The sequence below is a fragment of the Terrabacter koreensis genome (genome assembly GCF_054783315.1).
This window is the reverse complement of sequence record NZ_BAAGQU010000002.1, coordinates 32,524-49,020: the sequence shown is the minus strand read 5'-3', so window position 1 is coordinate 49,020 and position 16,497 is coordinate 32,524. Positions and strand designations below refer to the sequence as shown.

Below are 16,497 nucleotides of genomic sequence, written 5' to 3'. Positions count from 1 at the left end.
CTCAGGCCTTTCCGGTCGCACTGACGCCGGCGCGGTGGCCCAGGGAGGCGGCTGCCTCGCCGAGCGCGCCGCCGACCTTGCGGATGTTGTCGGGCTCGAGCACGGCCGGCACCCGGGGCGGGTCGAGCACGAGGCCCTCCCACGAGTTGCGCACGTAGTCCTGCACGAACCAGTCGTCGATGTCGGCCTGGTCGGCGTGCAGCGACTCCCAGCCCCGGTCGGCGACGAACTGCGTGAGGTCGTCGGGAGAGTCGAGGCGCGCGATGTTGCCGAGGCCGCTCCAGGGCATGTCGGCTCCCGTCACGACGGGCAGCCCGAGCAGGCCGGCCTCGAGGCCGACCGTCCCGGTCGCGGTCACGGTGAAGACCGCCTGCTTCATCAGCTCACGCGAGTCGGCGAAGGGGTCGATCGTCGCGATGCCGGGGTGGACGTCGAACTGGGGCCAGTAGTCGGGGTCGCGCCGCCACATGAAGTGCGCGTGCTCCTTGACGGCGACACCGATGCCGAGCGGCGCGAGCGCATCGGCGAGGACGCGCGCGGTGTACGCCTGGTCGCGCCACTCCTGGCCCATGACGTCGGCGCTCGACTCGGGCTGCACCTGCAGCGGCAGGAAGACGAACTTCTCGGGCACCGGGTCCCACCTGCGCGACTGGTACTCGCGCAGGTTGAGCCGGGCCTTGACGGGGTTGAGCCACGGCAGCCGGGCGTAGTCGCTCGGGCGCGGCAGCTGGAGGTTGGCGCCGCGGTCGACGGCGAACTCCTTGATGCGGTCGGTCGCGAGGCGCCAGATCTCCTGCCCCGTCTCGACCTTGAGGTTGCGCGCGAAGCCCATCGGCCGGCCGTGCTCGGCTCGCCACGTGTCGATGAAGGCGCGGCCCGCGGCGAGCGCCGACGGGTCCTCGACCTCGCGCTTCCAGAGGGTCGTGCCGCGGGGGGCGCCGATGAGGCCGAAGCGGTCGGACGGCAGCCGTATGCCGCGGGGCCAGGTAGCGAGACCGCCGTGGTGGGTGACGAGGCCGGCCGTCAGCAGCTCGGACGTGACGGTGAACTCGACGAGGGCGAGCACCGGCCCGCGGCCCTCGAGCGCCGACTCGAGCTCCTCGGCCGCGAGGTTGAGGAAGTTCATCGCGGTGTCGACGCGGTTGCGGCGCAGGGCCCGCTCGGAGACGAGCAGGTCGAGCACGTCGAGACCGACCCCCGCACAGGCCCGCTTGAGAGCCGCATGGGGCGCGAGCCCGCTGACGACGTTCGCCTTGCGCGCGGCGGCATACGGCAGGCGCACGGTCGTGGCGCGCGGCGCGTGCCGGCGCACCCACGCGAGGTTGGCGTCGGTGCGCACGACGAGGACGAGGTCCTTCGTCTCGAAGCCGGCGTGCACGAGAGCCGGCACCAGCAGGTCGTCGTAGCCCAACCCCATGTGGACGAGTGGTGTCACCACGTAAGCGTGTCTCCTGCGTGTCGTTCGGTCGGGTCTGCGGCGCGCGAGCGGTCCATCCTATCCGCGCAGCGTCCGCAGCACTCTCGGCGCGATGATCGCCCCACCCACCAGCAGCAGCACCACGGCGAGCACCCCCGAGAGGTAGTGGAACGACAGGACCGTGGCGACCACGGCCACGGCCACGGCCACGGCGAGCCAGGCCTCCACCGGCCAGCGCAGCTCGCGCCGGCCGACCGCGACGGTCACCGCCGTCAGCGTGAGGTAGCCGGCCACCTTCGCGAGCGCCACCCCGTCGAGGGAGAGGTCCGGGGCCAGCAGCACGGCGAGCGCGGCCATGACCGCCAGGCCCGCGAGCGAACCGGCCGCGAGCCACCCGGTGCGCTCGCTGTCGAGCACGGCGAGCGAGGAGCCCTGGTAGAGCATGTAGAGCACGGCGACGAACGTCAGCAGCGCTGCGGTACCGCCGATGGCCCCGACATCGAAACCCTCGCCGGCCAGCACGAACGAGACCCAGTACGAGACCCCGGCCACGAGGCCCGCGCCGACGACGACGACCGTGAGCAGGGCCGTGCCGCTGCGGCGGGCCCAGGCCCACCGGTCAGCGAGTGGCCGGGAGAGGACGAGCGGGCTCCAGCCGTTGAAGAGCGCGACGGCGAGCACGAACGGGATGTTCCCGATCTGGAGCGCCACCTGGTAGCTGCCGGCAGCGGCGTCGCCGAGCAGCCGGTTCGCGAGCAGCACGTCACCCATCAGCAGGCCGAGCATCGCCACCGCCTGCGGCAGCAGCGGCGCGGCCAGCCGCACACCCGCGCGCACCCTCTGGCGGGCGGCGGTGGGTGGCAGCGGTCGGCCGACGACCAAGGCGAGCACCGCTGCGACGACGAGCGCTGCCGCGTATGCCGTCAGGTACGTCCGCGAGGACCGGTCCCCTTGCGCTGCAAGCAGACCCGAGAGGTGTGCCACCACCGTCGAGACGATCGCGAGCGCGAGGAAGTGGAAGGGGCGCAGCCGTGCCCGCGACAGCGACTGCCCCGCGACCACGGTCGTGAGGGCGGCGCTCGCGACGACGACGAGGCACCACTGGCGGAAGTCGACACGCCCCGTGGCGGAGAGGACGCCCCCGAGCGCGACCCCGAGCACGGCGAGCGCGACGGCGAGGCCGACCATGGTGCCTGCCAGCGCGCGTCCGGCGGTCGGGCCGTCCTCGCCCCGGTGGTACTCGCGCAGGATCACCTGGGGCAGCCCCGCGGCCGCCACGGTGCCGACCATCTGGACCACCACGAGCGCGGTCGCGACCTTGCCGTACTCCACCTCACCGAGCAGCCGGGTGGCGAAGGGCAGCACGAGCAGCACGCCCAGGCCCTGCAGGGCGGTGCCGAGCAGGTAGATAACCGAGTGCGCACCGAGAGAAGCAGCACCGGGTGGAGGGTTGACGTCGCCCTGGCGACCAGAAGGCTCCACGCGCCCGGTGTCGGGCGCGGGTGCGTCGGGGTGATCTGCCACGATGGGAAACCTACTAGGGCGAAGGAGGGCCGGGTGAGCGCGTCGTGAGCGCGAGCGTCGTCGTGCGCGGGTCCGGCTCGATCGGGCAGCGGCACGCGCGCGTCTTCCGCCAGGTCGGCGCCGACGTCGCCCTCTGGCCGGTCCGTGACCGGGGCCCGGCAGGTGCCGGCGCCGTGGACGAGGCCACCGGTGCGCGCCTGCTCGACGACACGACCGGGCCCGGCGCCGTGCGCGGAGCCGCGCTCGTCGTCGTCGCCACCGACACGTCGCGCCACGTCGCCGACGCGCTCGAGGCCCTCGACGGGGGCGCAGAGAAGGTGCTGCTCGAGAAGCCCGTCGCGCCGACAGCCGCCGGCACGTCAGCGCTGGTGGAGCACCTGCGGCACACGCTCGTCTGGGTGGCCGCGCCGCTGCGCGCGCACGAGGCCTTCCGCCACCTACGCCGACTCGTGAGCCACCTCGACCTGCCGGCGTCCGCGCACGTGTGGTCGCAGTCCTGGCTCCCCGACTGGCGGCCCGACCGCGACTACCGCGACTCCTACTCGGCGCGGGCCGACGAAGGCGGGGTCCTGCGCGACCTCGTGCACGAGATCGACTACGCCGGCGTCCTCTTCGGAGCACCGACCCTGCTCGGCGCGGCCGTCGAGACCAGCGGTCCGCTCGACATCGAGGCCGACCAGGCGGCGACGCTCCTGTGGTCCACCGACCGGTCCTTCACCGTCACGGCCCGCCTCGACTACACCACACGCCCGACGAGCCGCGGGGTCGTCGTCCACTCCCCCGGCGGCCGCCTCGAGTGGGACGTGGTGAACGCCGTGGTGCGCCACACGACACCCGAGGGCGACACCACCGAGCAGGTCTTCGACCTCGACCGCGACCGCGACATCGTCATGGGCACCCAGGCCCGCGCCGCCCTCGACCTGCTGCCCACCGCGCCGGCCGACGAGCGCATCGCCCGGGGCGCCCCCGCCACCCTCGCCGACGGGGTCGCCGCTGTGGCCCTGTGTGACGCCGCACGGGCCGGCGCACCCGGCACCGGACTCGCACCCAGCCTTCCGGAGGAGCCGTCGTGACCAACGCCCCGCACCCCCCGCACGCCCCGCACGCCACGCCACGCATCCTCGCTGTCATCCCGGCGCGAGGGGGCTCGAAGGGCCTGCCCGGCAAGAACATCCGTCCGATGTGGGGTCTGCCGCTCATCGTGCACAGCGTGCGCGCCGCCGCGCTGACGCCCGAGGTCACACGCTGCATCGTGACGACGGACTCCGACGAGATCGCCGGCGTCGTGCGCGAGCACGGTGGGGAGGCGCCCTTCCTGCGGCCCGCGGAGCTCGCCGCCGACGACACCCCGATGGCGCCCGTCGTGCGGCACGCCCTCGAGTGGGCCGAGCACGACGAGGGCAGCGCCTACGACGCCGTGCTCCTCCTCGACCCGACCAGCCCCGCGCGAGTGCCCGACCAGCTCGCCGAAGCCGCCCGCCGCCTCACCGACACCCCGGCGCTCGACGGCGTCATCAGCGTGTCCGAGCCGACCTTCAACCCCGTCTGGGTGGGCGTGCGCCCCGACGCCGGTCGTGACGGCGCCCTGGGCCGCTACTTCGACGCCGGCACCGGCGTCACCCGCCGCCAGGACGTCGACCGGTTCCTGCGCATCAACGGCAACTTCTACCTCTGGCGGGCCGACTTCGTGCGCCGTCTCGAGGCCTCGTGGTTCGACGAGGGCACCCACGCGGGGCTGGAGATCCCCGAGGCCCAGGCGTTCTCGATCGACGACGAGTACGAGTTCCGCCTCATCGAGGCCCTCATCGGAGCCGGGCTCATCAGACTGCCCTGGCTCGACACCGCCGTGGCCACCGAGGAGACCGTCCGATGACGACCGACCTGAACGGACGCACCGCCGTCGTCACCGGCGGCGCCGGCCCCCTCGGACGGGTGCTCGCCGACGCGCTCGCGACCGCGGGCGCCCGCGTCGTCGTCGTCGACCTCGACGAGACGGCGTGCTCCACGGCGGCCGACGAGCTGCCGGGCTCGGGCCACGTGGCGCTCGGCGCGAACCTCCTCGACCCGCAAGGCCTGTCGCACGTCGTCGGCACCGTCACCGACCTCGGCGCCTGCGACGTGCTCGTCAACAACGCCGCGTTCACCGGCACCTCCGGCGTTCCCGGGTATGCCGTCCCGTTCGACGAGCAGACCGACGAGGCCTTCACGATGGCGCTGGCCCTCAACCTGACGGCGCCCTTCTCGCTGACCCGCCGCCTCGCGCCCCTGCTGCGCGCCAGCGGTCACGGCAGCGTCGTCAACGTCTCGAGCATCTACGGGCTCGTCGGACCCAACATGGGGCTCTACGAGGGCACGCGCATGGGCAACCCGGCGGCCTACGCAGCCAGCAAGGGAGGGCTCGCGCAGCTGACCCGCTACCTGTCCACGGTTCTCGCACCGGAGGTGCGCGTCAACGCCTTCGCCCCCGGCGGCATCGCGCGCGGGCAGGACGACGCCTTCGTGGGACGCTACGAACGGCTCACCCCGTTGGGGCGGATGGGCACCGAGGACGACTTCAGGGGTGTCGTCTCGTGGCTCGCGTCGGACGCATCGGCGTACGTCACCGGGCAGGTCGTCGCCGTCGACGGTGGCTGGACGGCCTGGTAGGCCGCCCAGCCGACCGGTACTCAGCCCTTGAGCTCGGGGGCGACCTTGTCCTCGAAGAGCTCGATGCCCGAGCGGTCGTACGCCGCTTCGCCGAAGTAGGTGATCGCGTACGTCATGCCGCGCGCCTCCATGTCCTTGAACATCTCGACGATCTTCTCCGGCGTGCCGACCGCGGGCTGCGTGCGCAGGTTCGCGACGTGCTCCTCGACCTTCTTCTCGGGCACGCCGCCGCGGCGCAGCAGCTCGCCGTTGAAGGCGAGGCGGTCCTCGACGTCGGCCTCGGTCTCGCCGATGACGACGTTGTAGTTGGCCGAGCGCACGATCGAGCCGAAGTCGCGCCCGACCTCCTTGCAGTGGCCCTCGAGGATCTCGCTCTTGCGCGTGAAGCCGTCGGGCGTGCCGTCGACGTTCGCGTAGTCGGCGTACTGGGCCACGATCTTGAGCGTGACCTTCTCGCCGCCGCCGGCGATCCACATGGGGATGCCGTTGGCGGCGCTGCCCGGGTGGCTCGTGCCCTGCAGCGGCCGTGGGGCGCAGAGGGCGCCGTCGACCTGGTAGTACGTGCCGTCGAGCGTGGCCGAGCCCTTGGTCCACATGTCGCGGAAGACCTGGACGCCCTCGCGCAGCATGCCAAGGCGGTCGCCCGCCTTGGGGAAGCCGTAGCCGTAGGCGCGCCACTCGTGCTCGTACCAGCCGGCGCCGATGCCCATCTCGGTGCGGCCGCCCGAGATGACGTCGACCGTCGCCGCGACCTTCGCGAGGTAGGCGGGGTTGCGGTAGGCCATGCAGGTGCACATCTGGCCGAGGCGCACCCGGCTCGTCGCGGCCGCGAAGGCCGCCATGAGCGTCCACGCCTCGTGCGTCGCCTCGTCCGAGGGCTCCGGCACGGTGTGGAAGTGGTCGTAGACCCAGATGGACTCGAAGACGTCGCCGTCGTCGGCGTGCTTGGCGAGGTTGACCATGGCTTCCCACTGCTGCGCCGGCTCGATGCCGACGAGATCCATGCGCCAACCCTGGGGGACGAACATTCCAAATCGCATCCGACCATCCAACCACGGTCGGCTGGGGACGCTCCGGACATCATCGACGCGCGACCACCACCAGCCCGCGTGTGAGGATGGGGCCATGAGCCTGCACCGCAACGACCCCGACGTCATCCGCGACCTGCTCTACACCCCGGCGACGTGGGCCGTCGTGGGCCTCGGTGACAATCCCGACCGCACGGCATACCGGGTCTCGCTGTGGCTCCAGCGCGAGCTCGGCATCCGACTCGTGCCCGTCCACCCCACCGCCGCGACCGTGCACGGCGCGCAGGGCTACAAGACCCTCGCCGACATCCCCGACGGCACGGTGGTCAAGGTCGTCGACTGCTTCGTCAACAGCGGGCGCGTGGGCGCGGTCGTCGACGAGGCCATCGCCGAGAGCGCCCGGCTCGGCATCGAGGCGCTGTGGCTCCAGCTCGGCGTCATCGACGACGACGCGGCCGCCCGCGCCGAGGCGGCCGGGCTCTCGGTCGTCATGGACACCTGCCCGAAGATCGAGTACCCACGCGTCCGGCCCGGTGACGGGGCCGACGCCGTCACCGACTGAGCGGACCGCGTCCTGACGCGCGCCCGGGGGGCCGTCAGTCGCCGAGCCCCCGGGTCACGTGCTCGCGCAGCGAGGCTCCCTTGGCGTGCGCCTGGTCGCGCAGGTCGGCCTGGAAGGCCACCATGCGCTCACGCACGTCGGCGGCGAGCTCGTCGCTGCCGGTCCCGACGATCCGCGCCGCGAGCAGCCCCGCGTTGCGGGCCCCGCCGATCGAGACCGTCGCGACCGGGACGCCGGCCGGCATCTGGACGATCGACAGCAGCGAGTCCATCCCGTCGAGGTACTTGAGTGGGACCGGCACGCCCACGACGGGCAGCGGCGTCACCGAGGCGAGCATGCCCGGCAGGTGCGCAGCGCCGCCGGCGCCGGCGATGACCACGCGGAGGCCGCGGTCGGCAGCGCTCTGGCCGTAGGCGATCATCTCGTCGGGCATCCGGTGCGCCGACACGACGTCGGCCTCGTAGGGGATGCCGAACTCCTCGAGCGCCCGCGCGGCCTCGCGCATGACGGGCCAGTCGCTGTCGCTGCCCATGACGATGCCGACGACGGGCGCGGCCCCCTCGTTGGAGGGAGGCATGGCTGCGGTGGCGCTCATTCGGTGATCACTCCTCGGAGGTAGTCGGCCGCGTGCCCGGCGCGCTCTCGCGCTTCCTCGAGGTCGCCCGAGCTGACGTTGACGTGCCCGATCTTGCGACCGGGCCGCACGCCCTTGCCGTAGACGTGCACCTTGGCCCCGGGGTCGCGCGCCATGATGTGGCGGTAGGCGGAGTAGAGCTCCCCGTGCTCTGGCCGGTCGCCGCCCAGCACGTTGGCCATGACGGTCCACGGGGCGCGGGGCCGCGGGTCGCCGAGCGGCAGGTCGAGCACGGCCCGCAGGTGCTGCTCGAACTGACCGGTGACCGCGCCGTCCATGGTCCAGTGCCCGCTGTTGTGCGGGCGCATCGCGAGCTCGTTGACGACGTATGCCGCCTGGCCACCCCTGCCGGGACGCACCTCGAACATCTCGACGGCGAGCACCCCGGTGACGCCGAGCTCCCCGGCGATCCGCAGCCCCGCCTCGGTGACCACGGAGGCGAGGTCGTCGTCGAGCGCCGGCGCGGGTGCGAGCACCTCGGTGCAGATGCCGTCGGTCTGGACGGTCTCGACGACGGGCCACGCGGCCGCCTGCCCGGACGGGCTGCGCGCGATGAGGACGGCGAGCTCTCGGACGAAGTCGACCTTCTCCTCGAGGAGCAGGCCGTCCGCGAGCGGACCGGGCTCTCCGACCTTCGACAGCCAGTCGGCGACGTCGTCGGCCGACGACGCCACGGCCACCCCCTTGCCGTCGTAGCCGCCGCGCGGGGTCTTCGCGATGATCGGCCAGCCGACCTCGTCACCGAAGGCCGTCACCTCGTCGGCCGTGGTGGCGCGGGCCCAGCGGGGGCACGCGATGCCCAGGTCGGTGAGGCGCTCGCGCATGGCCAGCTTGTCTTGGGCGAAGCGCAGGGCGGCGCGGGTGGGGTGGATGGTGATGCCGTCTGCCTCGAGCGCCTCGAGGACCTCCGGCGGCACGTGCTCGTGGTCGAAGGTGACGACATCGCAGTGCTCGGCGAAGGCCCGCACCGTGTCGAGGTCGGTGTGCTCGCCCACGGGCGAGCTCGGCACGACGAGCGCGGCGGCCGCCATGTCGCTCTCGGCGAGCACCGACAGCTGGAGGCCGAGCTCGACGGCAGGCCCCTGCATCATGCGGGCGAGCTGACCACCTCCGACCACGCCGACGACGGGGAATCCTCCGGGGGCGCGTTTCGGCTTGCTCACGTCGCCCAAGCGTAGTGGGCCTCAGGCGGGGCGGTCGGAGCGGCCCGTCCCCGGACCGGTCGCGGTGCCGGCCGCCCGACCGGCGGCGAGAGCGGCGTCCGCGGTCTCGTCGTGGAGCACCGCCTCGGCGTGGCTCGGGTCTGCGAGGTCGGGGTGGTGGCTGCGCACCGCGGCGAAGGTCCAGATCTTGTTGAGCACGAAGGAGATCGGCGTGACGACGGCGATGACGATCAGCTGCGCCCAGTAGAGGCGGGTGCGGAAGCCGGTCGAGTCGTCGAAGACCGACGTCGGCAGGTGCAGCGGCGAGTCGAGGTGCATCAGCATCGTCAGCAGCAGCAGGCCCACGACCTGGCCGAGCAGCCCGACGGCCAGGAACGGCCAGTACTCGTGCCACCAGCGGGCGTGCGCCGAGGTGCGGAAGGTCCACGTCCGGTTCAGCTGGAAGTTCCAGAGGTTGGCGACGACGAACGCGACGGTCGAGTAGACGTGGTACCAGCGCACGTTGAAGTCGCTCGCGGGCAGGCCAACGATCGCCTCGTTGAAGCCCGGCCCCAGCTTCTTGACGGCGATGAGGGTCAGCAGGTTGACGAGCACGCCGGAGGCCCCCACGACCCCGAACCGGAGCAGCAGCACCCAGTTGTGGCGGTGGCGCACGAACAGGAACTCATGCAGGCGCCTCACGCGGGCACCCTACCCCGACGAACCCGGCGTTCCCGGCGCGTTCGCCGGACCCGACGTGGAGGATCGTCAGTCGGTCTCGGCCTCGGAGAGGAAGAGCGCGAAACGCGCCGGCTGCGCCTGGACGAGGTCGAGACGGCCGCCGTTGGACTCGGCGAGGTCGCGGGCGAGGGCGAGGCCCAGCCCGGTGCTGCCGCCGGCGCCGCTGCTGACGGAGCGCTCGAAGATGTGTGGCGCCATCGCGGCGGGAACGCCGTCGCCCTGGTCGCTGACCTCGACGATCACCGACGGCCCGGAGCGGCGGGCGTGCACGTCGACGGTGCCGCGCCCGTGCACGAGGGAGTTCTCGAGCAGCGTCGAGAGCACCTGCGAGAGCGCGACCGGTGTGGAGCGGACGAAGAGGCCGCGCTCGCCACGGACGCGCACCGAGCGGCGGGCCTGCTCGAAGGCCGGCTGCCACTCGCGCTGCAGGGCGGCGATGACCGAGTCGAGCGACACCGCGGGTGAGGGCCCACCGGCGCCACGGGTGCGCCCGAGCAGGTCGTCGACGACGCGGGTGAGGCGCTCGACCTGCGCGATGGCGATGTTGGCCTCCTCCTTGACGACCTCGGCGTCGTCGGTCTCGGAGATCTCCTCGAGACGCATGAGCAGCGCCGTCAGCGGCGTGCGCAGCTGGTGGGAGGCGTCGGCCGCGAAGTCGCGCTCGGCCGCGAGGGACTTCGTCATGTCGTGGGCGCGGCGGGTCATGACGCCCGACACGTGCTCGATCTCGTCGATCTCGGAGTGCACGGGGGTGAGCCGGGCCTCGCCCGCGGCGAAGCGCGTGGCGAGGTCGACGAGCTCCTTCGACGAGCGCTCGACGCGGGCGCGGGTGCCGAGGGTCACGAGGTATGCCGTCACGCCACCGACCGCGCCGACGGCCAGCATCACCGCCCCGAAGCGGGCGACGCCGGTGGACGGGTCGGAGCCCAGCCAGTCGGTGACGAAGTCGCGCCGGCTCGAGATGACGAAGGCGATGACGGCAGTGGCCAGCAGCACGCAGACACCAGCACACACCGCCGCCACGACGAACGCCATCCGATCGAGCATGCGCCTCACGGTCAGTCGGCCTGCGGTCGCTCGAAACGGAAACCGACGCCACGCACCGTGGCGATGTACTGCGGTGAGGTGGCGTCGTCGCCGAGCTTCCGGCGCAGCACCGAGATGTGCATGTCGAGAGTCTTGGTGGACCCGAACCACGCGGTGTCCCAGATCTCACGCATCAGCTGCTCGCGCGAGACGACCTTGCCCTGCTCGCGCACGAGCACCCGGAGGAGGTCGAACTCCTTCGCGGTCAGCTGCAGCTCCTCGCCCTTGAACCAGGCGCGGCGGCCGTCGGAGTCGATGCGCACCAGCTCTCCCGAGGCCACGACCTCGGTCGGCGTGCGCCGCAGCAGCGCCCGCACGCGGGCGAGCAGCTCGGCGAGCCGGAAGGGCTTCGTCACGTAGTCGTCGGCGCCGGCGTCGAGACCCACGACCGTGTCGACCTCGTCGGCCCGGGCGGTGAGGATCAGCACGGGGATGGTCCGGCCCTCGGCACGGATGCGGCGGCAGACCTCGAGGCCGTCGATGCGCGGCAGGCCGAGGTCGAGCAGCACGAGGTCGGGGTTCTCCTTGGCTCCGTCGAGGGCGGCCGCTCCGTCCTCGCGCACGTCGACGTCGTAGCCCTCGCGCCGCAGCGCGCGCGCCAGCGGCTCGGAGATGGCTGGGTCGTCCTCCGCCAGGAGCACTCGGGTCATGTCACCGTCCTCAAGGATCTGCCGGCGTGGGGGCGCACCGACCGACGTGAGCCTATCGAGAAAGGCCCGGTTCGCACCCTGAGGCGCCCGCGACACGGACACGGGAGTTCGGAGGCTCAGCGTCCCGGCCAGACCGGCCTGCGCTTCTCGGCGAAGGCGGCGACACCCTCGCGCCGGTCGCCGGAGAAGGCGGTCGCGCGCCAGCAGCCGTCCTCGATCTCGAGGCCCGACGCGAGGTCGACGTCGGCGCCGAGACGCATGGCTCGCTTGGCGTTGCGGAGGCCGACGGGCGAGTTGCGGGCGATGGTGCGGGCGATCTCGAGTGCGCGCTCGCGCGCGGTCCCGGCGGCCACGACCTCGTCGACGGCGCCGAGCTCGAGCGCCTCGCGGGCCGGCAGGCGCGCGGCGGTGAAGATGGCGCGGGCGGCACGTGACCACCCGACGCGGCGCACGAGCAGCTGTGTGCCGCCGCCGCCCGGGATGACGCCGACGCTCACCTCGGGCAGCCCGACGAGGGCGTCCTCCCCTGCCACGACGAGGTCGCACGAGAGGGCGAGCTCGAAGCCGCCCCCGAGGGCGAACCCGTCGACGGCGGCGATGACGGGCACCGGCAGGGCGAGCACCCCGCCGTACGCCGCCCGTGCCACCGGCCGCTGCTCCATGAGGTCGGCGTCGGTGAAGGAGTTGCGCTCCTTGAGGTCGGCGCCGACGCAGAACGCCTTGTCGTGGCTTGACGTGAGCACGACACAGCGCACCGACTCGTCGGCGGCGACCTGAGCGGTGGCGGCCGCGATCGACCTCGCCATCGCGGTCGAGACGGCGTTCATGGCCTCGGGCCGGTCGAGCACGATCTCCGCGACGTGGGCCAGGTCCGGCTCGTCGAAGCGCTCCACGCGCACGAGGACCGAGTCGCCCGCACCGTCGGCGGTCTCGGCGGGGCGCTCGGCGGGGCGCTCGGCGGGGGGCTCGGCGGGGGGCTCGGCTGCGGTCGGCGTTGACGGCATACGTCGGTCTCCTTCGAAGGTCACGCGTCGCTGCGTGACCCGGCTCGCTGGCCGGGGTCGGTGGGCTGGATGAGGTCGGGAACTGACCCGTTCGGGGCCTGCCGTCGTCCGGTGGCGGCCGCGCGGCGCAGCAGTGACGGCGTCACGGGCCCGACGCCCCGGAGGATGCGCCGCCGCTGGCCGGTCAGCTCGAAGCCCGAGAGGGCCGCGAGCTCGCGGGCCATGGTGGCGTCGACGAGCACGGTGCCCGCCTGCGCGACGGCGGTGAGGCGCGAGGCGCGGTTGACCGTCGTGCCGAAGACGTCGCCGAGCCGGGAGATGATCGGGCCCCGCGCCATGCCGCAGCGCACCGCTGGGAGCACGTCGTCCTGTGTCATCGTGTCGACGAGGTCGAGGGCGATGGCCGCCGCCGGGGCCGCACCGACGGTCGTGAAGAGCACCTCGTCGCCCACCGTCTTGATGAGGCGTCCACCGTGGGCGGTGATGACGTCGGCCGACAGCGCCTCGAACCGCGAGACGAGGCGGGCGAGGTCACGCTCGGAGAGCCGCCGCACCAGCGCGGTGAAGCTGACGAGGTCGGCGAAGCCCACCGACCGCATCTTCGTCATGCCGTAGGACTCGGGGTCGGCGTCGGCGAGCATGCGCGCCACGGTGGCGGAGAGGTGCCGTCGCCACGCGTAGACGAGCAGGGGCTCGAGCCGGTCGGTGAGCTCGGCGAGGCGACGGGCGGTCTCGGTGGCGGTCTCGACGCTCGGCACCGACCGCGTCTCGTGCTCGTCGTCGTCGCCCTCGTCGGCGAGCGCGGCGGTCATGTGCTCCTCGACCGCCTCGGCGATGAGCTGCGACTGCCAGCCGGCGAGGCGGTCGGCCGACCGGGCGAAGGCCCGGGTCATCGCGAGCGCCACCTGCTCGTCGAGCAGCCCGTCACGCACGATGCCGGCGACCGCCGCGAGCGCCCGCTGGTCGGCCGCCGTGAACAGCTCGTCGTCGGTGTCGACGACGGGGAAGCCGAGCGCGTGCCAGAACTTGCGGGCCGACAGCAACGAGACCTCGGCGCCGCGGCTGACGTCGCGTCGGCGCAGCTCGAGGGGCCGACCGAGCAGCCGCTCGGTGTAGTCCGCGCTGCCCGGTGCCTCGCCACTGAGCGGGGCGCCGGGAGCGGCGCCGGGCCCGGTGCTCGGCTCGGTGCCCGGCTCGGTCATGGCCCGATCATGCCAGCCCGTCACCCGCGGGTCGGACGTGGACGACGTCGCCGGCCGCGAACGCCCGCGTGCCTCGGTCGGTGCGCACGACGAGGGCCCCGTCGTCGTCGACGCCCAGGGCCTCGCCGAGGACCGATTCGCCCGCCGGAAGGAGCACCCGCACCTGCCTCCCGATGGTCGCGCACGCCTCGCGGTAGGCCGCGCGCACCGCGTCGGCGCCGGCGCCGGCTCGCACCGACGCGTCGCCGGGGGTCGCCGGCACCGGGACGATGCCGGCATCGACGAGCACGCCGGCGAGGTGGTCGAGGTAGGCGACGAGGAGCTCCTCGCGGCGCACCTCGACGCCGGCCAGGGCCAGCGAGGTCGCGGTGTCCACCGGCAGCTCCTCACGCCCCTGGTCGACGTTGACGCCCGTGCCGACGACGACGGCCTGCCCCTCGCCCACCGTCACCAGCTCGCAGAGGATGCCGCTCAGCTTGCGGTCGCCGTCCTCGGGCACGAGCACGTCGTTGGGCCACTTCAGCCGCGGCGCGATCTCGTGCCCGGCCGCCCGCGAGACGTCCCGCACCGCCCGGGCGAGGGCGAGGCCGGCCAGCAGCGGCAGCCACCCGGCCTGGGCCGGGTCCGCGACCGGGACGGCGGCGCTGACCGCGAGCGAGGCGCGGTCCGGCACCGTCCAGGCCCGGCCCAGGCGTCCGCGACCGCCGGTCTGGTGGTCGGTGGCCACCACCCACCAGAGCGCGCCCTCGCCGGGAGCCGGCGAGCCGGCATACGGCCCCGGGGTCGCCGCAGGCGGCTGGTCCGGGCATCCGGTGAGCAGCTCTCGCAGCCGGGTGTTGGTCGAGCCGAGGGCGGGGTGGAACTCCAGGCCGCGCCATGGGCGGCCGGACGTGACCAAGGCCGCACCGACGGAGTCCGAGTCGAGCGAATCGCGCACGCTTCCAAGGCTAGGCTGCCCAGCATGGCAAGCGAACACGCCGTGGCGGAGCAGCCCACCAGCACCTCAGACGGTCCCGACCTGACCACGACCGCGGGCAAGCTCGCCGACCTCAAGAGGCGGGTCGCAGAGGTCGCCCACGCGGGCTCGGACCGCGCGGTCGAGAAGCAGCACGCCCGCGGCAAGAAGACCGCCCGTGAGCGCATCGCGATGCTGCTCGACGAGGGCACCTTCATCGAGATGGACAAGTACGCCCGGCACCGCAGCAACAACTTCGGGCAGGAGAAGAACCGCCCGTACGGCGACGGCGTCGTCACCGGCTACGGCCTCGTCGACGGCCGCCAGGTCGCGGTCTTCGCGCAGGACTTCACCGTCTTCGGCGGCTCCCTCGGCGAGGTCTTCGGCGAGAAGATCGTCAAGGTCATGGACTTCGCCATGAAGATCGGGTGCCCCGTCATCGGCCTCAACGACTCCGGTGGCGCCCGCATCCAGGAGGGCGTGGTCTCCCTCGGCCTCTACGGCGAGATCTTCCACCGCAACGTGCGCGCCTCCGGCGTCGTCCCGCAGATCAGCCTCGTCATGGGCCCGTGCGCGGGTGGCGCCGTCTACTCCCCCGCCATCACCGACTTCACCGTCATGGTCGACCAGACGTCGCACATGTTCATCACCGGCCCCGACGTCATCAAGACGGTCACCGGTGAGGACGTCGGCTTCGAGGACCTCGGCGGCGCCCTGACCCACAACAGCAAGTCGGGTGTCGCGCACTACATGGGCACCGACGAGCAGGACGCCATCGACTACGTCAAGGCGCTGCTGTCCTACCTGCCGAGCAACAACATGGAGACGCCTCCCTCGTTCGGCGAGGGTGAGGCCGACCTCGCCGTCACCGACGACGACCGCTGGCTCGACACGTGCATCCCCGACTCGCCGAACGTCCCCTACGACATGAAGCAGGTCATCGAGCACATTGTTGACGGAGGCGAGGACGGCCCTGACTTCTTGGAGGTGCAGCCGCTCTTCGCGCCCAACATCATCACCGGTTTCGCCCGCGTCGACGGCATGTCGGTCGGCATCGTGGCCAACCAGCCGCTGCAGTTCGCCGGCTGCCTCGACATCGACGCCTCCGAGAAGGCGGCCCGGTTCGTGCGCACGTGCGACTGCTTCAACGTGCCCGTGCTCACCTTCGTCGACGTGCCCGGCTTCCTGCCCGGCACCAGCCAGGAATGGGACGGCATCATCCGTCGCGGCGCGAAGCTGATCTACGCGTACGCCGAGGCCACCGTCCCGAAGATCACCGTGATCACCCGCAAGGCCTACGGCGGCGCCTACGACGTCATGGGATCCAAGCACCTCGGCGCCGACATCAACCTCGCCTGGCCCACCGGCCAGATCGCCGTCATGGGCGCGCAGGGAGCCGTCAACATCCTCTACCGCAAGGAGCTCGCGGCCACGGCCGCCGAGGGCGGCGACGTCGAGGCGCACCGCGCCGAGCTCGTCGCGCACTACGAGGAGACGCTCGCCAACCCCTACATCGCGGCCGAGCGCGGCTACATCGACACCGTGATCAGCCCTTCCAACACGCGGATGAACGTGACCCGGGCCCTGCGCGCCCTGCAGAACAAGCGCGAGACGCTGCCGCCCAAGAAGCACGGGAACATCCCGCTGTGAGCGACGGCACGAGTGTGGGAAACGACACGTCGACAGCCACCGCCGCCATCCGGGTGCAGGGCAACGCGACCCCCGAGGAGGTCGCGGCTCTCGTCGCCGTGCTCTCCGCGCTCGGCGACGGCGAGGAGGCACCCCCGGAGCACGGCAGGTCGGCCTGGTCCGACCCGTCGTGGCGCCTCGTGGGGCCGTCCCGCGCACATGGCGGCTGGCGCACCAGCGGCCTGCCGCGCTGACCCCGGAACGCCCACTTCGGTTG

17 protein-coding genes are annotated in these 16,497 nt (G+C 72.8%); 6 read left to right on the top strand and 11 right to left on the bottom strand.

The annotated features are described in order from the left end of the window. Nucleotide 1: 1 nt before the first annotated feature. Complete coding sequence (locus ACYVNR_RS00595; protein ID WP_461045807.1) at nt 2-1,435, bottom strand: hypothetical protein; 1,434 nt, start codon at nt 1,433-1,435, stop codon at nt 2-4. Between the two features lie 60 nt (nt 1,436-1,495). Beyond that, nucleotides 1,496-2,941 (bottom strand): lipopolysaccharide biosynthesis protein, encoded by a 1,446-nt coding sequence (locus ACYVNR_RS00590; protein WP_461045805.1) that lies wholly within the window; start codon nt 2,939-2,941, stop codon nt 1,496-1,498. A 44-nt stretch (nt 2,942-2,985) separates the two neighbouring features. On the opposite strand from ACYVNR_RS00590, the gene ACYVNR_RS00585 reads away from it, so the two are divergent. The 3 genes from ACYVNR_RS00585 to ACYVNR_RS00575 are packed head-to-tail and all read left to right on the top strand — an operon-like array spanning nt 2,986 to nt 5,587. Further along, the gene (locus tag ACYVNR_RS00585; protein WP_461045803.1) at nt 2,986-4,014 is read left to right on the top strand and encodes a Gfo/Idh/MocA family protein; all 1,029 of its coding nucleotides are present in this window, start codon (nt 2,986-2,988) and stop codon (nt 4,012-4,014) included. After that, nucleotides 4,011-4,814 carry an acylneuraminate cytidylyltransferase family protein gene (locus ACYVNR_RS00580; RefSeq protein ID WP_461045801.1) on the top strand — a complete coding sequence of 268 codons (804 nt, stop codon included), beginning with the start codon at nt 4,011-4,013 and terminating at the stop codon, nt 4,812-4,814. Before ACYVNR_RS00585 ends, ACYVNR_RS00580 begins: the two co-directional genes overlap by 4 nt. Continuing rightward, entirely contained in the window at nt 4,811-5,587 is a 777-nt protein-coding gene (locus tag ACYVNR_RS00575) for an SDR family oxidoreductase (RefSeq protein WP_461045799.1), read from the top strand. Before ACYVNR_RS00580 ends, ACYVNR_RS00575 begins: the two co-directional genes overlap by 4 nt. Nucleotides 5,588-5,607: 20 nt before the next feature. Here the strand turns inward: ACYVNR_RS00575 and ACYVNR_RS00570 are convergent, their stop codons facing one another. Then, nucleotides 5,608-6,627 (bottom strand): LLM class F420-dependent oxidoreductase, encoded by a 1,020-nt coding sequence (locus ACYVNR_RS00570; RefSeq protein ID WP_461045797.1) that lies wholly within the window; start codon nt 6,625-6,627, stop codon nt 5,608-5,610. A gap of 85 nt (nt 6,628-6,712) precedes the next feature. On the opposite strand from ACYVNR_RS00570, the gene ACYVNR_RS00565 reads away from it, so the two are divergent. Beyond that, a complete protein-coding gene (locus tag ACYVNR_RS00565; RefSeq protein ID WP_045192808.1) occupies nt 6,713-7,177 on the top strand; it encodes a CoA-binding protein in 465 nt (154 codons plus the stop codon). A 34-nt stretch (nt 7,178-7,211) separates the two neighbouring features. Here the strand turns inward: ACYVNR_RS00565 and purE are convergent, their stop codons facing one another. The 8 genes from purE to ACYVNR_RS00525 all read right to left on the bottom strand — a co-directional run bounded on the left by purE (nt 7,212) and on the right by ACYVNR_RS00525 (nt 14,573). After that, nucleotides 7,212-7,772: a 5-(carboxyamino)imidazole ribonucleotide mutase gene (gene purE, locus ACYVNR_RS00560; protein WP_461045795.1), complete on the bottom strand. Its 561-nt coding sequence runs from the start codon at nt 7,770-7,772 to the stop codon at nt 7,212-7,214. Beyond that, entirely contained in the window at nt 7,769-8,974 is a 1,206-nt protein-coding gene (locus ACYVNR_RS00555; RefSeq protein ID WP_461045793.1) for a 5-(carboxyamino)imidazole ribonucleotide synthase, read from the bottom strand. The genes purE and ACYVNR_RS00555 overlap by 4 nt, the downstream gene beginning before the upstream one ends. A 21-nt stretch (nt 8,975-8,995) precedes the next feature. Beyond that, entirely contained in the window at nt 8,996-9,655 is a 660-nt protein-coding gene (locus tag ACYVNR_RS00550; protein ID WP_461045791.1) for a GtrA family protein, read from the bottom strand. A gap of 66 nt (nt 9,656-9,721) precedes the next feature. Continuing rightward, nucleotides 9,722-10,741 (bottom strand): sensor histidine kinase, encoded by a 1,020-nt coding sequence (locus tag ACYVNR_RS00545; RefSeq protein WP_461045789.1) that lies wholly within the window; start codon nt 10,739-10,741, stop codon nt 9,722-9,724. Nucleotides 10,742-10,752: 11 nt separating this feature from the next. Next, entirely contained in the window at nt 10,753-11,430 is a 678-nt protein-coding gene (locus ACYVNR_RS00540; protein WP_045192804.1) for a response regulator transcription factor, read from the bottom strand. Nucleotides 11,431-11,546: 116 nt separating this feature from the next. Next, on the bottom strand, nt 11,547-12,434 hold the full coding sequence (locus ACYVNR_RS00535; protein WP_461045787.1) for an enoyl-CoA hydratase/isomerase family protein: 888 nt from the start codon (nt 12,432-12,434) through the stop codon (nt 11,547-11,549). A gap of 20 nt (nt 12,435-12,454) precedes the next feature. After that, nucleotides 12,455-13,636, bottom strand: coding sequence for an adenylate/guanylate cyclase domain-containing protein (locus ACYVNR_RS00530; RefSeq protein ID WP_461045785.1), 1,182 nt, complete (start codon nt 13,634-13,636; stop codon nt 12,455-12,457). Nucleotides 13,637-13,643: 7 nt separating this feature from the next. Then, nucleotides 13,644-14,573 carry a biotin--[acetyl-CoA-carboxylase] ligase gene (locus ACYVNR_RS00525; protein ID WP_461045783.1) on the bottom strand — a complete coding sequence of 310 codons (930 nt, stop codon included), beginning with the start codon at nt 14,571-14,573 and terminating at the stop codon, nt 13,644-13,646. 24 nt (nt 14,574-14,597) lie between these two features. Here ACYVNR_RS00525 and ACYVNR_RS00520 point away from each other — a divergent pair, with 24 nt between their 5' ends. Together ACYVNR_RS00520 and ACYVNR_RS00515 are read left to right on the top strand one after the other, a co-directional pair. Continuing rightward, entirely contained in the window at nt 14,598-16,241 is a 1,644-nt protein-coding gene (locus ACYVNR_RS00520; protein ID WP_461045781.1) for an acyl-CoA carboxylase subunit beta, read from the top strand. Continuing rightward, nucleotides 16,238-16,474: an acyl-CoA carboxylase subunit epsilon gene (locus ACYVNR_RS00515; protein WP_461045779.1), complete on the top strand. Its 237-nt coding sequence runs from the start codon at nt 16,238-16,240 to the stop codon at nt 16,472-16,474. Before ACYVNR_RS00520 ends, ACYVNR_RS00515 begins: the two co-directional genes overlap by 4 nt. Nucleotides 16,475-16,497 lie beyond the last annotated feature (23 nt).